Genomic DNA, 15,098 nt, shown 5'->3' on the forward strand with positions numbered 1-15,098 from the left:
GCAATTCTTGACAATTGCAGAATGAATGAGACAAGCCCCCGTTGTGTAGCGGCCTAGCACGCCGCCCTCTCAAGGCGGTAGCGCCGGTTCGAATCCGGTCGGGGGTACTCATTCAAGCTAGGGCCCCCGTTGTGTAGCGGCCTAGCACGCCGCCCTCTCAAGGCGGTAGCGCCGGTTCGAATCCGGTCGGGGGTACTCATTCAAGCTAGGGCCCCCGTTGTGTAGCGGCCTAGCACGCCGCCCTCTCAAGGCGGTAGCGCCGGTTCGAATCCGGTCGGGGGTACTTTTGGGGTATGGTGTAATTGGCAGCACGAGTGATTCTGGTTCATTTAGTCTAGGTTCGAGTCCTGGTACCCCAGCCAAACGCTCAGAAAATCAAGCTCCGGGAAACCGGGGCTTTTTTTGCGTTTCCGGCCCACCACCCCACAGGCACCGGCCGGCTGAGCCTGCACCAGGCGCCCCGCCCGCCCTCGCCGCAGCCGGCTCGCAGGGCTTCCCCGCCTCCTCGGTCATCGTGTCCGTTGCCTTCCTCCTCGGTCTCCCGTGAAAACGCGTGCGCCCCCGGCGCGGCGCCGGGGGCGGGTGAAGCGTTGGGGGGTGGTGAGGTCAGCTGCGGCGGAGGGCCTCGGTGAGGCGGTTGGCGGCCTCGATGATGGCCTGGGCGTGGAGGCGGCCGGGGTGGCGGGTGAGCCGTTCGATGGGGCCGGAGACGGAGACCGCGGCGACGACGCGGTTGGAGGGGCCGCGGACGGGGGCGGAGACCGAGGCGACGCCGGGCTCGCGTTCGCCGATGGACTGGGCCCAGCCGCGGCGGCGGACGCCGCTGAGCGCGGTGGCGGTGAACCGGGCGCCCTGGAGCCCGCGGTGGAGGCGCTCGGGCTCCTCCCAGGCGAGCAGGACCTGGGCGGCGGAGCCGGCCTTCATCGGAAGGGTGGAGCCGACCGGCACGGTGTCGCGCAGGCCCGAGAGGCGCTCGGCGGCGGCCACGCAGATGCGCATCTCGCCCTGGCGGCGGTACAGCTGGGCGCTCTCGCCGGTGACGTCCCGCAGGTGCGTGAGCACCGGGCCGGCGGCGGCGAGGAGACGGTCCTCGCCTGCGGCGGCGGAGAGTTCGGCGAGTCGGGGGCCGAGAATGAAGCGGCCCTGCATGTCCCTGGTGACCAGGCGGTGGTGTTCGAGTGCGACGGCGAGTCGGTGGGCGGTGGGCCGGGCCAGACCGGTGGCGGCGACCAGCCCCGCCAACGTGGCGGGGCCCGACTCCAGTGCGCTCAGCACCAGAGCGGCCTTGTCGAGAACGCCGACGCCGCTAGTGTTGTCCATGTCTCGATACTGCAGTCTCAATCAGCGAGACGCAAGTTCAATCTTCCGAGAAAACCGCCACTCTGGAGTCAGCAGCCCGGGAGAACACCCAGCGCGGAGCCGTCACCCCGGTGTCCGCATGCTGGACGGTCCGGCGTGCAGGTCACGATGCCGAGCGAGCCTCACAGGGCGGCACGGGACAAGACCTCGACGATCACGAGAAGGCCGGCAGAGCGGCCGGCTGGAGGGAATCCGATGGGACGGACACTCGCAGAGAAGGTCTGGGACGACCACGTCGTCCGGCGCGCCGAGGGCGAGCCCGACCTGCTCTACATCGACCTGCACCTGCTGCACGAGGTGACCAGCCCGCAGGCGTTCGACGGGCTCCGGCTGGCCGGCCGCCAGGTGCGCCGCACCGATCTGACGATCGCCACCGAGGACCACAACACCCCGACCCTGGACATCGACAAGCCGATCGCCGACCCGGTCTCCCGGGTCCAGCTGGAGACGCTGCGCCGGAACGCCGAGGAGTTCGGCGTGCGCATCCACTCGCTGGGCGACGTCGAGCAGGGTGTGGTGCACGTGGTCGGCCCGCAGCTGGGCCTGACCCAGCCGGGCATGACGGTAGTGTGCGGCGACTCCCACACCTCCACCCACGGCGCTTTCGGCGCACTGGCGTTCGGCATCGGCACCAGCCAGGTCGAGCACGTGCTGGCGACCCAGACGCTGCCGCTGGCCCCGTTCAAGACCATGGCGATCACCGTCGAGGGCGAGCTGCCCGAGGGCGTCACCGCCAAGGACCTGATCCTGGCCGTGATCACCAAGATCGGTACCGGCGGCGGCCAGGGCTACGTCCTGGAGTACCGCGGCTCGGCGATCCGCAGCCTCTCCATGGAGGCCCGGATGACGATCTGCAACATGTCCATCGAGGCGGGCGCCCGGGCCGGCATGATCGCCCCGGACCGCACCACCTTCGACTACCTGCAGGGCCGCCCGCACGCCCCGCAGGGCGCGGACTGGGACGCCGCGGTCGCCTACTGGGAGACCCTGGCCACCGACGAGGACGCGGTGTTCGACGCCGAGGTGTTCATCGACGCCGCCGAGCTGACCCCGTTCGTCACCTGGGGCACCAACCCGGGCCAGGGCGCGCCGCTGGGCGCCAACGTGCCGAACCCGGCCGACTTCGAGGACCCGCAGGAGCGGACCGCCGCCGAGAACGCCCTGAAGTACATGGGCCTGGAGGCCGGCACCCCGCTGCGCGAGGTCAAGGTCGACGCCGTGTTCGTCGGCTCCTGCACCAACGGCCGGATCGAGGACCTGCGCGCCGCCGCCGCGGTGCTGGAGGGTCGCCAGATCGCCGACAGCGTGCGGATGCTGGTGGTTCCGGGCTCGGTCCGGGTCGCCCTGCAGGCCGTGGAGGAAGGCCTGGACAAGGTGTTCACCGCCGCGGGCGCCGAGTGGCGGCACGCCGGCTGCTCGATGTGCCTGGGCATGAACCCCGACCAGCTGGCCCCGGGCGAGCGCTGCGCGTCCACCTCGAACCGCAACTTCGAGGGCCGCCAGGGCAAGGGCGGTCGCACCCACCTGGTGTCGCCGCAGGTCGCCGCCGCCACCGCGCTGCTGGGCCGCCTGGCCGCACCTTCCGACCTCTCGAACAACGTCGCCGTGGAGGCCTGAGCCATGGAGAAGTTCACCACCCACACCGGCCGCGCCGTCCCGCTGCGCCGCTCGAACGTGGACACCGACCAGATCATCCCGGCGCACTGGCTGAAGAAGGTCACCCGCTCCGGCTTCGAGGACGGCCTGTTCGAGGCCTGGCGCAAGGACGAGGAGTTCGTCCTCAACCGCCCCGAGCGCCAGGGCGCCACGGTGCTGGTGGCCGGCCCCGAGTTCGGCACCGGCTCGTCCCGCGAGCACGCCGTCTGGGCGCTGCAGAACTACGGTTTCCAGGCCGTCGTCTCCTCGCGGTTCGCCGACATCTTCCGCGGCAACTCGCTGAAGAACGGCCTGCTGACGGTGGTCCTGCCGCAGGAGACCGTGGAACGGCTCTGGGAGTTGACGGAGGCCGACCCGACCGCGGAGATCACCGTCGACCTGGAGGCCCGCGAGGTCCGGGCGGCGAACATCACCGCTCCGTTCGAGCTGGACGACAACGTTCGCTGGCGGCTGCTGAACGGTCTGGACGACATCAGCATCACGCTGCAGAACGAGGCCGATGTCGCCGCGTTCGAAGCGAAGCGCCCGGGCTACAAGCCGCGTACCCTCCCGGTCGTCTGAGTGACGGCATTCTGACGGTCCGACAACAAGACCCGCCCCCCTCCGGGGCGGGTCTTCGTTGTTCGCAGGGGAGTTCGTCAGCCGTGAATAGACCCTGGTTCAGCGCAACTGCGCACAGATGGCACAATCGTTGCATGCACCACAACCCCGAACCGCCGTACCCGGGTGGCGAACCCGCGTTCGCGGAGGGTCGGGACAGTGCTGCCGACTCGGAAGTCACCCTGCTCCACGCACTGGTGGCCGAGCGGTTGAAGCAAGCCCACGCCCGCGTTCACGCGCTGAACGTGTCGACGGACGCAAAGACCGCTCTCACCCGACAACTGCTGATCGTCACCGAGACCGCCAAGCGTGATCTCCCGGAGGCGGCACGGCGGTTGAGTCGCTTTGTGCAGGACCTCGACGAGGGGCGGATGCCGCCCCGGTGAGCTCCTCCATGCGCAAATACGTTGCGACACTAGGGTGATTCACGCGTTTGGTAATTGAAAGTCCGCAGATACATACCTAACGTGCGAAAAGAACGGATGGAATCATCCGGCGCCCGTTTCCGAAGGGGAAGACGTGAACAAGGCTCAGCTTGTCGAAGCGGTGGCCGAGCAGCTGGGCGGTCGCAAGGCTGCCGCAGAGGCCGTCGACGCAGTGCTCGACACCATGGTGCGTGCCGTCGTGGCGGGTGACCGGGTGTCGGTCACCGGTTTCGGCACCTTCGAGAAGGTGGAGCGCTCGGCGCGCTTCGCCCGCAACCCGCAGACCGGTGAGCGGGTCAAGGTCAAGAAGACCGCGGTGCCGCGGTTCCGCCCGGGCCAGGGCTTCAAGGACCTCGTCTCCGGCAGCAAGAAGCTGCCGAAGGACGGCCCGTCCGTGAAGAAGGCGCCCAAGGGCTCGCTGACCCCGGGCAAGTCCGGTGTGGCCGCCACCCCGGCCGCCAAGCGCGCCGCCACCAAGCGCGCCGCTGCCGCCGCCCCGGCGACCAAGAAGACCGCTGCGAAGAAGACGGCCACCACCGCGGCCAAGAAGACCGCCACCACGGCGGCGAAGAAGACCACCGCGGTCAAGAAGGCCACCACCGCCAAGACCACCGCGGCGAAGAAGACCACCACCGCGGCCGCCACCAAGAAGGCCGCCGCCGCCAAGAAGACCGCTCCGGCGAAGAAGACCACCGCGCGCAAGACCACGGCGCGCAAGTCCACCGCCAAGTAGTCGCACCGAGCCCGGTGCCGGACCAGCCGGCGCCGGGGCGGCCAGGCCGTGACGGCCCCACGCCAGGGAACCCGGACCTCCGGAGGCCCCGGACCGGGGCCGTCGCGGCCTTTTCGCGTCCGGGAGAAGGATCGTTCGGGCACCCGTCGAAGTGCTGCGGCCGAGCGATCGCGGCCGGTCCGGAAATGCGCCGGGCCGGACGGAATTACTCCGGCTGTTCCACCGGCAGGTCGTAGATGATCTCCCAGCGGGAATCCGGAATCACCAGATCCGCGGTCTCCACCGGTCGGCCGGAGTCGTCCAGATACGTCCGCTCGACCAGCATCACGGGATCGCCCGCGCCGATCCCCAGCAGATTCGCCTGCTCCGGCGTCGCCCCGCCCGGGACGCGGCCGCTCCTCGGCGCGCACCACCCGGACCCCGATCGAGGCCATCCGCTCCACCACTCCCCGCCCGCTCAGCGGCCCCAAGTCCGGTAGCAGGATGGGAGTTCCGTCGGTGATCGCCATCGGCTCCCAGGACTCGGCGAGTTGGACCGGCTTGTGCTCCAGCATGAACTCGTAGCGGGTGTGGACCGTCAACTCGCCCGGCTCGATGCCCAGTCGGCGCGCGACCGCGGGCGGCGGCTCCACCCGGGCCTCGCTGTGCGCGTCCCAACTCCCGTTCGGCACGGCGGTAGCGGGGAACGCGTCGACCGTCCGGGCGCGCCGCATCGGACGCCGCTCCACCGGCTCGCGCAGATACGTCCCCGAACCCGCCCGGCCCTCCAACAGGCCTTCGGCGATGAGGACTTCCTGCGCCCGCTGGAGCACGTTGGCGCCCACGCCGTAGCTCACGGCCAGCTGCGCACGGGACGGCAGCCGCTCGCCGATCGCCCACTCGCCGTCCGCCACCCGGCGGCGCAGGTGGTCCGCGATGCGGAGGTACGGCGGGTCCTGTGAGGGCATCTGGCATCTCCCGGCGGAAGGCGAGACCTGCCGGATTGCGGCAGGACGGGTGATTCAGCTTGACAATCTAATGCATCAGGTGGAATCTAATGGCTTAGATTCACCTTGCGTGATCGGCCGACTTCGGGGGAGAGGGCGTGGCGTGCGAACCACCAGGGTGTTCGACCTTGCCTCCAGGCTCGCCGCCGCCACCGGAGCCGAAGCCCGGATCCGCCGCCTCCCCGGCGGCGGCCACCGGATCGAAGCCACCCTCCCCGGAAACCCGGACGCCGAGGTCCACCTGGTGCTCCTCGACGTCCTCACCGAGGCCGACCGCTACGGCCATCGTCACACCGCCCGGTCCCACACCGTCTGGGCCGAACTCGACCCGCCACAGGAGCCGCCGTGAAGGGCCAGCAGTCCGGATACGCCGTCAGCATCGAAGGCATCACCGAATCGGCCTCGTTCCTCTCCCTCGCCGACGCGCTCGCCTCGCTCTGGGGCACCCTCCGGACGCTTCCGCTCGGGTGGACGCAGTACGAGGCCTACCGCTACTTCTTCGGGCCGGGCGCCGCGCAGCGCACCGAGAGCTTCCTGCTCCGGGACGGCCACCTGATGCTGAGCTTCGTCCTGCTCGGCCAGACCCGGCTGATCCGGGTGGTCCCCACCGCGGCGGGTCCGCTGCAAGTCGCCCCGAAACGCCTGGAGTTGCTCAACACTCCGGCCGTCATGGCGCTCTGCCTGCGCAAGTCGGCGGCGTAGCCCGCCCGGAGGCGCACCTCGCCCGCGGATCGGTCCGAAGTCCCGTACGCCCGGCGGTTCCCGACGGAGCGTCAGGCGGACTCGGGGTCCGGGAAGGTGGGGAGGGTGAGGAAGGTGACGCGCCGGGCGGCGCCCTCGCCCGTGGTGCGGATGCGCAGGCGCTGGCCGGGGCGGAGGAGCCGCAGGCCGCCGGCGTCGAAGGCCGGGGCGTCGAAGGGGACGGGAGTGCCGTCGTCGAGCAGGACCGAGCCGGAGCGGGTCGTGGGGTCGAAGGTGAACGCGGTGGCCTGCATGGGAAGCAGCATAGAGCTTCGGAGCAGGGCGCCGGTGGCCGGGCCGAGGCCGAGTCGGAGGGCGTCGGCCAGGTCCTCGGGGGTGTCGACGTCGCGCCGGACGGACGGCACGTCGGGGAGCCGGAGTTCGGCCGCCCCGCCGGCCGCGTGGCGTCGCCGGGAGTCGGGCCCGAAGGCCGGCCGCAGCGGGACGCCGGGCGGGCCGGCCAGCAGGACGGTCCCGGTGCCGGGGGTGTCCGCGAGGAAGGCCCGGCCGTGCGGGAGCGCGGCGGCGAGGACGCGGGCGAGCTCGGCGGGCCGCAGCGCCGGCAGGTCCGCGGAGAGGGTGGCGACGGGGGAGTGCGGGTGCAGCCGGTGCGCCGCGCCACTGCCGTGCGAGAGCGCCGGGTTGAGCCCGTCGCCGGGTTCGTCGTCGAGGACGGTCGCCCCCAGCGCGCGCAGCGCACCGGTGGCGCGCGGATCCCGTCCCACCACCAACACCCGTTCGACCGTCGGGCAGGCGAGCGCCGCGGCGACGGTGTCGAGCGCGAAGGCGAGGGCCAGCCGGGGCCGTAGCGCACCCAGTGCGGCGAGCCGGCTCTTGGCCTCGGCCAGCGGCTTGACCGGGACGACCAGGGTCCAGCCGAGCCGCGGAGCCGCACGGTCCGGGCCCGGCCCCGGGGCGGACGGGCGGACGGTGGCTGGGCGTACGGTGTCCTCTGTCATCGGCGTCATTGTGACGTCGGCCGGGGAGGCCTGGCCAGCGGTTCCGGGGTGTTCGGGCCGTCGGCGGGGCACTGGTCGGCCGGTGGTGGTGGTGGCTGCTCGACACGGACTTCCCTCGCGGGTGAGACTGGTCGGCGCCTCGGAGCCGCTGCCCGGCCTCCGGCGAGGGAGAGAGACCAGCGGCACCGCCCGGGCGGGACGCCGCGCGAAAGAGGAGGAGCTGGGGTGGCCCGCCGCTCTAACGCCAGGTTCGGAAACGCCGACTACGGGATCTGGTACCGCCTGGCGGCGGCGCTCGTGAAGCCGGTGACGAACGCCTTGGCGACAACGGACTGGCGAGGCTGGGAGCACCTGCCCGAGAAGGGCGGCTTCATCGCCGTGGTCAACCACAACTCGGTGATCGACCCGGTGTTCTACGGGCACTGGCAGTACAACTCGGGCCGCCCGCCCCGGATACTCGGCAAGTCCTCGCTGTTCCAAGTGCCGTTCATCGGATTCATGCTGCGCAAGACCGGCCAGATCCCGGTGTTCCGGGATTCCACCGATGCCGCCGACGCGTTCCGGGCCGCGATCGACGCGGTCAAGGGCGGCCAGTGCGTGCAGTTCTACCCGGAGGGCACGCTCACCCGGGATCCGGACATGTGGCCGATGACCGGCAAGAGCGGCGCCGCCCGGGTCGCGCTGATGACGGGCGCGCCCGTGATCCCGGTCGCGCACTGGGGCGCGCAGGAGATCATCCCGCCGTACGGGAAGGGCGGGAAGGGCAAGTACCACCTGTTCCCGCGGCACAAGGTGACGGTCGCGGCCGGTCCGGCGGTGGACCTGAGCAAGTACCAGGGCCAGGAGATCACCGCCCAGGTGCTGCGCGACGCCACCGACGACATCATGGCGGCGATCACCGCCGTGCTGGAGGGGATCCGCGGCGAGCAGGCCCCTGCCGAGCGCTACGACATGCGCAAGGCCGCCAAGGACCGTGCCACGGCTGCCGAGGCCAAGCGTGAGCGCGCCGCCGAGGAGCGTGGCCGGTGACTCGCTGCGCCGTGATGGGGACGGGCTCCTGGGGCACCGCCTTCGCGATGATCCTGGCCGACGCCGGCTGCGAGGTGACCCTGTGGGGCCGCCGGCAGGAACTCGCCGACGCCATCAACAAGGAGCACGTCAACCGGGACTACCTGCCGGGTCTGACGCTTCCCCGGTCGATCCGGGCGACCACCGACGCGGCCGCCGCACTGGCCGGCGCCGACTTCGCGGTGCTGTCGGTGCCGTCCCAGACGCTGCGCGACAACCTCGCGCACTGGGCGCCGATGCTGGCCCCGGACACCGTGCTGGTCAGCCTGATGAAGGGCATCGAACTCGGCACCGCGAAGCGGATGAGCGAGGTGATCGCGGAGGTCGCGCAGGTCGGCCCGGAGCGCGTCGTGGTGGTGTCCGGCCCCAACCTGGCCGGCGAGATCGCCAACCGGCAGCCCGCCGCCACGGTGGTCGCCTGCACCGACGAGGACGTCGCCAAGCGCTTCCAGAAGGCCTGCCACACCCCGTACTTCCGCCCGTACACCAACACCGACGTGGTGGGCTGCGAGCTCGGCGGCGCGGTGAAGAACGTGATCGGCCTGGCGGTCGGCATGGCCAACGGCATGGGCCTGGGCGACAACACCAAGGCCACCCTGATCACCCGCGGGCTGGCCGAGACCACCCGGCTGGGCCTGCGCCTCGGCGCCGACGCGCACACCTTCGCGGGCCTGGCGGGCATGGGCGACCTGGTGGCGACCTGCTCCTCGCCGCTGTCCCGGAACAACACCTTCGGCACCAACCTGGGCCGCGGCATGACGGTCGCCGAGACCATCGCGGCGACCAGCCAGACCGCGGAGGGCGTGAAGTCCTGCGAGTCGGTGCTCGACCTGGCCCGGCGCAACGGCGTGGAGATGCCGATCGTCGAAGCAGTGGTCGACGTGGTGCACAACGGCCGGCCGACCCAGGAAGTGCTGAAGGGGCTGATGGCCCGTTCGGCCAAGCCGGAACGCCGGTGACCGGAATCGGACGGTAGTCTCAAAGCCGATATGAGCATCGAACAGACCTCCCCGAACCAGTCGGCCAAGCCGCGCGTCGCGATCGTCTTCGGCGGCCGGAGCTCCGAGCACGGCGTGTCCGTGGTCACCGCCGCCAGCGTGCTGCGCTCGATCGACCGCAGCAAGTACGAGGTGCTGCCGATCGGCATCACCCATGAGGGCCGCTGGGCCCTGGTCGGCGACGAACCCGCCCGGATGGCGATCACCGACGGCCGGATGCCCGACGTCGACCAGGTCGCCGAGTCCGCCGAGGGCCAGGTCGCGCTGCCCGTCGCGCCCGGCAACCGCGACGTGGTCTGGACCGAGCCCGGGGCCGCCCCCAAGGTGCTCGGCGAGGTCGACGTGGTGCTGCCGCTGCTGCACGGCCCCTGGGGCGAGGACGGCACCCTGCAGGGCCTGCTGGAGCTCTCCGGGGTGCCGTACGTCGGCTCCGGCGTGCTGGCCAGCTCGGTCGGCATGGACAAGGAGTTCACCAAGCGGATCATCGAGTCGCTCGGCCTGTACGCGGGCGAGTACACGGTGGTCAAGCCGCGCGAGTGGCAGACCGAGACCGGCCGGGCCGCCGCCCGCGAGCGGATCGCCGGGCTCGGCCTGCCGCTGTTCGTCAAGCCCTGCCGGGCCGGCTCCTCGATCGGCATCACCAAGGTCAAGGACCTCGCCGACCTGGACGCCGCGATCGACGAGGCCCGCCGCCACGACCCGAAGGTGATCGTGGAGAAGGGCGTCGAGGGCCGCGAGATCGAGTGCGGCGTGCTGGAGTTCGAGGACGGCCCGCGCGCCTCGGTGCCCGCCGAGGTGCTGGTCGACGCCGACTTCGAGTTCTACGACTTCGAGGCCAAGTACATCGACTCCTCCGAGGTCGAGATCCCGGCGAAGCTCACCGACGCGGAGCGCACCGAACTCCAGCGGCAGGCCGTCGAGGTGTTCGAGGGCCTCGGCTGCGAGGGCCTGGCCCGGGTCGACTTCTTCCTGCTGAACGACGGCCGGTGGATGGTCAACGAGATCAACACCATGCCCGGCTTCACGCCGATCTCCGCCTACCCCAAGATGTGGGAGGCCACCGGCGTGCCCTACGCCGAGCTGATCGACCGCCTGCTGGCCGCCGCGCTGCGCCGCTCCACGGGCCTGCGCTAGGAGTTGCCGTCCAGGCAGTCCGAGTCGGCCGTCCCGTCGATCCGCGGGACGGCCGCCCGGATGGCGGGCGAGAACGAGGAGAGCGGGTCCGCGTAGTTCGGGTACGCGCCCGCCGGGACGTGCACCTCGACGTACGCGAGGCGCAGCCCGGTGGCGAAGAAGTACCCGCCCCTCCCGTCCTCGCTCATGCCCCAGCCGACCTCGTCGACGCACGGGCCCTTGCGCAGGGTGTCGTTCAGGTAGTCGGGCCGGTCCCCGCCGCAGGTCAGCACCGTGCGCGGGGAGGACGCCCAGGCCGCCGTGTACGGCGAGGCGGGCGACGGGTCCTTGCGCGGGTGGCCGAGCACCTCGCCGGGCAGCTTCGCGTCCAGGGCCCGGCAGTACTGCGCGGCCTGGGCGCTCGGCGTCGGCGGGGCGACGTCGGGTTCACCGCTCCAGGAAGCGACCAGCCCCGCCGTCAGGGCGAGCAGCGCGGCGGGGGGCGCGAGCCAGCGCACCGGCGCGGGCAGGCGGTTCAGGAGGTCGCGAAAAGGCACCCGTCGATGGTAAGCGCCCCTACAGGCGAACCACCGGACAGGTCAGGGTGCGGGTGATGCCCTCCACCTGCTGCACCTTCGCCACCACCAGGCGGCCCAACTCGTCGATCGACTCCGCCTCGGCGCGGACGATCACGTCGTACGGACCCGTCACGTCCTCGGCGGTGAGCACTCCGGGGATCTTGGCAATGGACTCGGCGACCGCGGTGGCCTTGCCCACCTCGGTCTGGATCAGGATGTACGCCTGCACCACGGTGGACCTCCAGGCGGCTGGGTAAGGGGAGTTGCTGACCGGCAGTCTGATCACCACGCTACCGCGCGACAGCGGCACAGGGGAGACCTTCGCACCCTCGGAGGGCGTACGCTGCCGCGCGGGGGCGCACCCCAGACGGATCACGTGAAGGACTCGGGAGGACGGGCTGATGCAGGGGACCGTGGGCGAGCTCGGCGAGTTCGGGCTCATCCGGGAGCTGACCGCACGGCTGCCGATGACGCCGGCGGTGGAACTCGGGCCCGGTGACGACGCGGCGGTGGTCAAGGCCCCCGACGGCCGGGTGGTGGCCACCACCGACGTGCTCATCGAGGGCCGGCACTTCCGCCGCGACTGGTCCACTGCGTACGACGTGGGCCGCAAGTGCGCCGCGCAGAACCTCGCCGACATCGCCGCGATGGGCGCCGTCCCCACCGCCCTGCTGCTCGGCCTGGTCGCCCCCGCCGACCTGCCCACCACCTGGGCCACCGAACTGATGGACGGCCTGCGCGACGAGTGCCAGGTGGCCGGGGCCACCGTGGTCGGCGGCGACGTGGTCCGCGGCGACACCATCACGCTGGCCATCACCGCCCTCGGCGACCTGCAGGGCCGCCGCCCCGTGGTCCGCTCCGGCGCCCAGGTCGGCGACGTGGTCGCCGTCACCGGCTGGCTCGGCTGGTCCGCCGCCGGGCTGACCGTCCTTCAGCGCGGCTTCCGCTCCCCGCGGGCCTTCGTCGAGGCGCACCGCCGCCCCGAACCGCCGTACCACGCCGGCCCCGCCGCCAGCGACCTCGGCGCCACCGCCATGGTCGACGTCTCCGACGGGCTGGTCGCCGACCTCGGCCACGTCGCCCGGGCCAGCGGCGTGGACATCGACCTGCGGGCCGCGGACTTCGACGTCCCCGCGCAGATGGCCGACATCGGCCAGGCCGTCGGCGTCGACCCGCTGGTGTGGGTGCTGTCCGGCGGCGAGGACCACGCGATCGTCGCGACCTTCCCCAAGAGCGTCGGACTCCCGGCCCGCTGGCGGCAGATCGGCGAAGTGGTCCGCCCGGCCCGGGCCGGCCGCGGGGGCGTGGTCACGGTCGACGGCGCGCCCTGGGACCGCACCGCGGGATGGGACCACTTCGCCGAGCAGTAGCCCGCCCGCCGTTACCCCTCGGTACGGCCTCCAACGCGTAGGGTGGCGACTGTCGGGCGGACCGGCGGCGTCGGCGGTCCGGTCTCCACCTACGCGGGGGTCCCGTGCCCTCGGGAGCAGGAGAGCACAGCCACCATGCGCATCGGCGTTCTCACCAGCGGCGGCGACTGCCCCGGACTCAACGCGGTGATCCGCTCCGTCGTGCACCGCGGCACCGACGTGCACGGCGACGAGATCATCGGCATCGAGGACGGCTTCCTCGGCCTGATCGAGAGCCGCGCCCGCCCGATCTCGCACGACGACGTCACCGGCCTGCTCACCCTCGGCGGCACCATTCTCGGCTCCGCCCGGGTGCAGCGCGAGAAGATCCGCTGGGCGGTCGAGAACTCCGCCGAACTCGCCGCGCGGCTCGGCATCGACGCCCTGATCGCGATCGGCGGCGAAGGCACCCTGACCGCCGCCAAACTCTTCAGCGACGCCGGGCTGCCGGTGGTCGGCGTCCCCAAGACCATCGACAACGACATCGAAGCCACCGACGCCACCTTCGGCTTCGACACCGCCGTGCACGTCGCCACCGAGGCCATCGACCGCCTGAAGACCACCGCCGAGTCCCACCAGCGCGTCATGGTCGTCGAGCTGATGGGCCGCCACACCGGCTGGATCACCCTCACCGCGGGCATGGCCGGTGGCGCGCACGGCATCCTCGTCCCCGAGAAGCCCTTCGACATCGAGGCCGTCGCCCGGATGATCGAGGACCGCTTCCGGCGCGGCAAGAAGTTCGCCATCATCGCCGTCGCCGAAGGCGCGCAGCCGCTGCCCGGCACCCTGCGCTTCGAACACGGCGAGGTCGACCGGTTCGGCCACCAGACCTTCGGCGGCATCGGCACCCGGCTCGCCCTCGAACTGGAGAACCTGCTCGGCAAGGAGGCCCGGCCGGTCATCCTCGGCCACACCCAGCGCGGCGGCACCCCGACCGCGCTCGACCGCGTCCTCGCCACCCGCTTCGGCTGGCACGCCGTCGAAGCCGTCCACCAGGGCGCCTTCGGACACTTCACCGCCCTGCGCCACACCGAGATCCACCTCACCCCGATCGCCGACGGCGTCGTCCGGCTCAAGACCGTCCCGCCGGACCGCTGGATCGAATCCGAGGCCGTGCTCTGACGCGTTTCCCCCGGTCGGTAGGTTGGGGCACATGACCACCAACACCGCCCCGCCCCGGGTGCTCACCGTCGCCGGCTCCGACAGCGGCGGCGGTGCCGGCATCCAGGCCGACCTCAAGGCGATGCTCGCCCTCGGCGTCCACGGCATGAGCGTCATCACCGCCGTCACCGCGCAGAACTCGCTCGGCGTCCAGGGCTACTGGGAACTGCCCGCCGAAGCCGTCCGCGCCCAGTACCGCAGCGTCGTCGACGACATCGGCGTCCAGGCGATCAAGACCGGCATGCTGGCCTCGATCGAACTCGTCGAAACCGTCTCCGGGCTCCTCGCCGACGCCCCCGCCCCCGTGGTCGTCGACCCCGTCGGAGTCTCCAAGCACGGCGACGCGCTGCTCGCCGCGGAGGCTGTCGCCACCGTCCGCGAGCGGCTCCTGCCGGTCGCCACGCTGGTCACCCCCAACCTGCACGAGGTGACCCAACTCACCGGGCTGGAGGTCAGCGACGAGAGCCGGATGCTCGACGCCGCGAAGGCGCTGCGCGACCTCGGGCCCCGCTGGACGCTCATCAAGGGCGGCCACCTCGAAGGCGAAGCGGCCGATCTCCTCCTCGGCCCCACCGGCGAAACCCACTGGTACCGGGCCCCCCGCCACGACAACCGCCACACCCACGGCACCGGCTGCACCCTCGCCAGCGCGATCGCTTCGCAGCTGGCGAAGGGGGAGCCGATGCCGGTCGCGGTCGCCCACGCCAAGGCCTATGTGACGGGCGCCATCGAGCACGGCTTCGCACTGGGTTCCGGCATCGGGCCGGTGGACCACTTCTGGCAGTACCGGTAGGTCATCACCAGGGGCCCGGGGGCGCACCACCAGGGCTCGGGGATGCGCCACCAGGGGCCCGGGGAACGGCGGGGTCATGTCTGCGGGTGATCAACGGGGCGCAAGGCGTTCCGCTGTTTCGGGTTCCTGTCTTTGGCCCGCCGCAGCCATGGCCAACCGCTGTCTCCGACCGCCAGCAACACGGCCTCGCCGTTCCCCGAGCCCCTGGTGGTGGCTCCCACAAGCAAAAAAGCGAAAGCCGACCACGGTCCCCGAAGGGTGTGGTCGGCTTTCACCGAGCAAGAAGGTGACCGGCGTACCGGTCTGCGCGTCAGCGCGAGACCTTACCGGCCTTGATGCACGAGGTGCAGACGTTGAGCCGCTTCGGCGTGCGCCCAACCACAGCGCGCACCGTCTGAATGTTGGGGTTCCAACGACGGGGGGTACGGCGGTGCGAGTGGGAGATGCTGTTGCCGAAGCCCGGGCCCTTGCCGCAGACGTCGCAGTTGGCAGCCACAGGAGTCACTCCAAGACTTCAGA

Annotated in this window: 16 protein-coding genes, 4 tRNA genes and 2 pseudogenes; 16 read left to right on the plus strand and 6 right to left on the minus strand. The window is 71.6% G+C overall.

The genetic code is table 11. From position 1 onward, the window contains the following. The first annotated feature begins 34 nt into the window (after positions 1-34). The 4 genes from IEZ12_RS27300 to IEZ12_RS27315 all read left to right on the plus strand — a co-directional run bounded on the left by IEZ12_RS27300 (position 35) and on the right by IEZ12_RS27315 (position 362). Positions 35-107, plus strand: a tRNA-Glu gene (locus IEZ12_RS27300). A gap of 15 nt (positions 108-122) precedes the next feature. Continuing rightward, positions 123-195, plus strand: a tRNA-Glu gene (locus tag IEZ12_RS27305). 15 nt (positions 196-210) lie between these two features. Next, positions 211-283: transfer RNA gene (locus tag IEZ12_RS27310), tRNA-Glu, on the plus strand. A 4-nt stretch (positions 284-287) separates the two neighbouring features. Continuing rightward, positions 288-362: transfer RNA gene (locus IEZ12_RS27315), tRNA-Gln, on the plus strand. Between the two features lie 244 nt (positions 363-606). On the opposite strand, the gene IEZ12_RS27320 is transcribed toward IEZ12_RS27315, so the two are convergent. After that, entirely contained in the window at positions 607-1,320 is a 714-nt protein-coding gene (locus IEZ12_RS27320; protein ID WP_035866446.1) for an IclR family transcriptional regulator, read from the minus strand. 234 nt (positions 1,321-1,554) lie between these two features. On the opposite strand from IEZ12_RS27320, the gene leuC reads away from it, so the two are divergent. From leuC to IEZ12_RS27340, 4 genes are all read left to right on the plus strand, one after another. Then, positions 1,555-2,976, plus strand: a complete 1,422-nt coding sequence (gene leuC / locus IEZ12_RS27325; RefSeq protein WP_189275616.1) for a 3-isopropylmalate dehydratase large subunit — start codon at positions 1,555-1,557, stop codon at positions 2,974-2,976. A 3-nt stretch (positions 2,977-2,979) separates the two neighbouring features. Continuing rightward, complete coding sequence (leuD, locus tag IEZ12_RS27330) at positions 2,980-3,576, plus strand: 3-isopropylmalate dehydratase small subunit (RefSeq protein ID WP_189275618.1); 597 nt, start codon at positions 2,980-2,982, stop codon at positions 3,574-3,576. 134 nt (positions 3,577-3,710) lie between these two features. After that, on the plus strand, positions 3,711-4,001 hold the full coding sequence (locus IEZ12_RS27335; protein ID WP_369880806.1) for an SCO5555 family protein: 291 nt from the start codon (positions 3,711-3,713) through the stop codon (positions 3,999-4,001). A gap of 133 nt (positions 4,002-4,134) precedes the next feature. Then, positions 4,135-4,773, plus strand: a complete 639-nt coding sequence (locus tag IEZ12_RS27340) for an HU family DNA-binding protein (protein ID WP_189275619.1) — start codon at positions 4,135-4,137, stop codon at positions 4,771-4,773. 205 nt (positions 4,774-4,978) lie between these two features. Here the strand turns inward: IEZ12_RS27340 and IEZ12_RS27345 are convergent. Next, a pseudogene (locus IEZ12_RS27345) lies at positions 4,979-5,720 on the minus strand (GntR family transcriptional regulator). Between the two features lie 142 nt (positions 5,721-5,862). On the opposite strand from IEZ12_RS27345, the gene IEZ12_RS27350 reads away from it, so the two are divergent. Together IEZ12_RS27350 and IEZ12_RS27355 are read left to right on the plus strand one after the other, a co-directional pair. Beyond that, positions 5,863-6,108 carry a hypothetical protein gene (locus IEZ12_RS27350; protein WP_043916136.1) on the plus strand — a complete coding sequence of 82 codons (246 nt, stop codon included), beginning with the start codon at positions 5,863-5,865 and terminating at the stop codon, positions 6,106-6,108. After that, entirely contained in the window at positions 6,105-6,461 is a 357-nt protein-coding gene (locus tag IEZ12_RS27355; RefSeq protein ID WP_189275621.1) for a hypothetical protein, read from the plus strand. The genes IEZ12_RS27350 and IEZ12_RS27355 overlap by 4 nt, the downstream gene beginning before the upstream one ends. A 317-nt stretch (positions 6,462-6,778) precedes the next feature. On the opposite strand, the pseudogene cofC reads toward IEZ12_RS27355, so the two are convergent. After that, positions 6,779-7,459, minus strand: a pseudogene (gene cofC, locus IEZ12_RS39235) (2-phospho-L-lactate guanylyltransferase); the annotation flags it as partial. Between the two features lie 225 nt (positions 7,460-7,684). Here cofC and IEZ12_RS27365 point away from each other — a divergent pair. From IEZ12_RS27365 to IEZ12_RS27375, 3 genes are read left to right on the plus strand one after another with little or no spacing between them, the layout of a single operon-like run. Beyond that, the gene (locus IEZ12_RS27365) at positions 7,685-8,488 is read left to right on the plus strand and encodes a lysophospholipid acyltransferase family protein (RefSeq protein ID WP_189275625.1); all 804 of its coding nucleotides are present in this window, start codon (positions 7,685-7,687) and stop codon (positions 8,486-8,488) included. After that, a complete protein-coding gene (locus tag IEZ12_RS27370) occupies positions 8,485-9,486 on the plus strand; it encodes an NAD(P)H-dependent glycerol-3-phosphate dehydrogenase (RefSeq protein WP_100590055.1) in 1,002 nt (333 codons plus the stop codon). Before IEZ12_RS27365 ends, IEZ12_RS27370 begins: the two co-directional genes overlap by 4 nt. 30 nt (positions 9,487-9,516) lie before the next feature. Then, positions 9,517-10,659, plus strand: a complete 1,143-nt coding sequence (locus IEZ12_RS27375; protein ID WP_043916140.1) for a D-alanine--D-alanine ligase family protein — start codon at positions 9,517-9,519, stop codon at positions 10,657-10,659. Here the strand turns inward: IEZ12_RS27375 and IEZ12_RS27380 are convergent. After that, on the minus strand, positions 10,656-11,195 hold the full coding sequence (locus IEZ12_RS27380; RefSeq protein WP_052509808.1) for a DUF3515 domain-containing protein: 540 nt from the start codon (positions 11,193-11,195) through the stop codon (positions 10,656-10,658). The two genes, IEZ12_RS27375 and IEZ12_RS27380, sit on opposite strands and share 4 nt — an antisense overlap. Before the next feature lie 19 nt (positions 11,196-11,214). Further along, a complete protein-coding gene (locus IEZ12_RS27385) occupies positions 11,215-11,448 on the minus strand; it encodes an Lrp/AsnC family transcriptional regulator (RefSeq protein WP_189275627.1) in 234 nt (77 codons plus the stop codon). Between the two features lie 169 nt (positions 11,449-11,617). Here IEZ12_RS27385 and IEZ12_RS27390 point away from each other — a divergent pair, with 169 nt between their 5' ends. The 3 genes from IEZ12_RS27390 (at position 11,618) to thiD (ending at position 14,579) form a co-directional block, all read left to right on the plus strand. After that, the gene (locus tag IEZ12_RS27390) at positions 11,618-12,586 is read left to right on the plus strand and encodes a thiamine-phosphate kinase (RefSeq protein ID WP_043916142.1); all 969 of its coding nucleotides are present in this window, start codon (positions 11,618-11,620) and stop codon (positions 12,584-12,586) included. Between the two features lie 135 nt (positions 12,587-12,721). Then, positions 12,722-13,747, plus strand: a complete 1,026-nt coding sequence (locus tag IEZ12_RS27395) for an ATP-dependent 6-phosphofructokinase (protein WP_100590050.1) — start codon at positions 12,722-12,724, stop codon at positions 13,745-13,747. 31 nt (positions 13,748-13,778) lie between these two features. Next, positions 13,779-14,579: a bifunctional hydroxymethylpyrimidine kinase/phosphomethylpyrimidine kinase gene (gene thiD / locus IEZ12_RS27400; protein ID WP_189275629.1), complete on the plus strand. Its 801-nt coding sequence runs from the start codon at positions 13,779-13,781 to the stop codon at positions 14,577-14,579. Between the two features lie 310 nt (positions 14,580-14,889). Here thiD and rpmB read toward each other — a convergent pair whose 3' ends face one another. Further along, positions 14,890-15,075: a 50S ribosomal protein L28 gene (rpmB, locus tag IEZ12_RS27405; RefSeq protein WP_073813963.1), complete on the minus strand. Its 186-nt coding sequence runs from the start codon at positions 15,073-15,075 to the stop codon at positions 14,890-14,892. Positions 15,076-15,098 lie beyond the last annotated feature (23 nt).

The organism is Kitasatospora griseola, assembly GCF_014648555.1.
GTDB lineage: Bacteria > Actinomycetota > Actinomycetes > Streptomycetales > Streptomycetaceae > Kitasatospora > Kitasatospora griseola.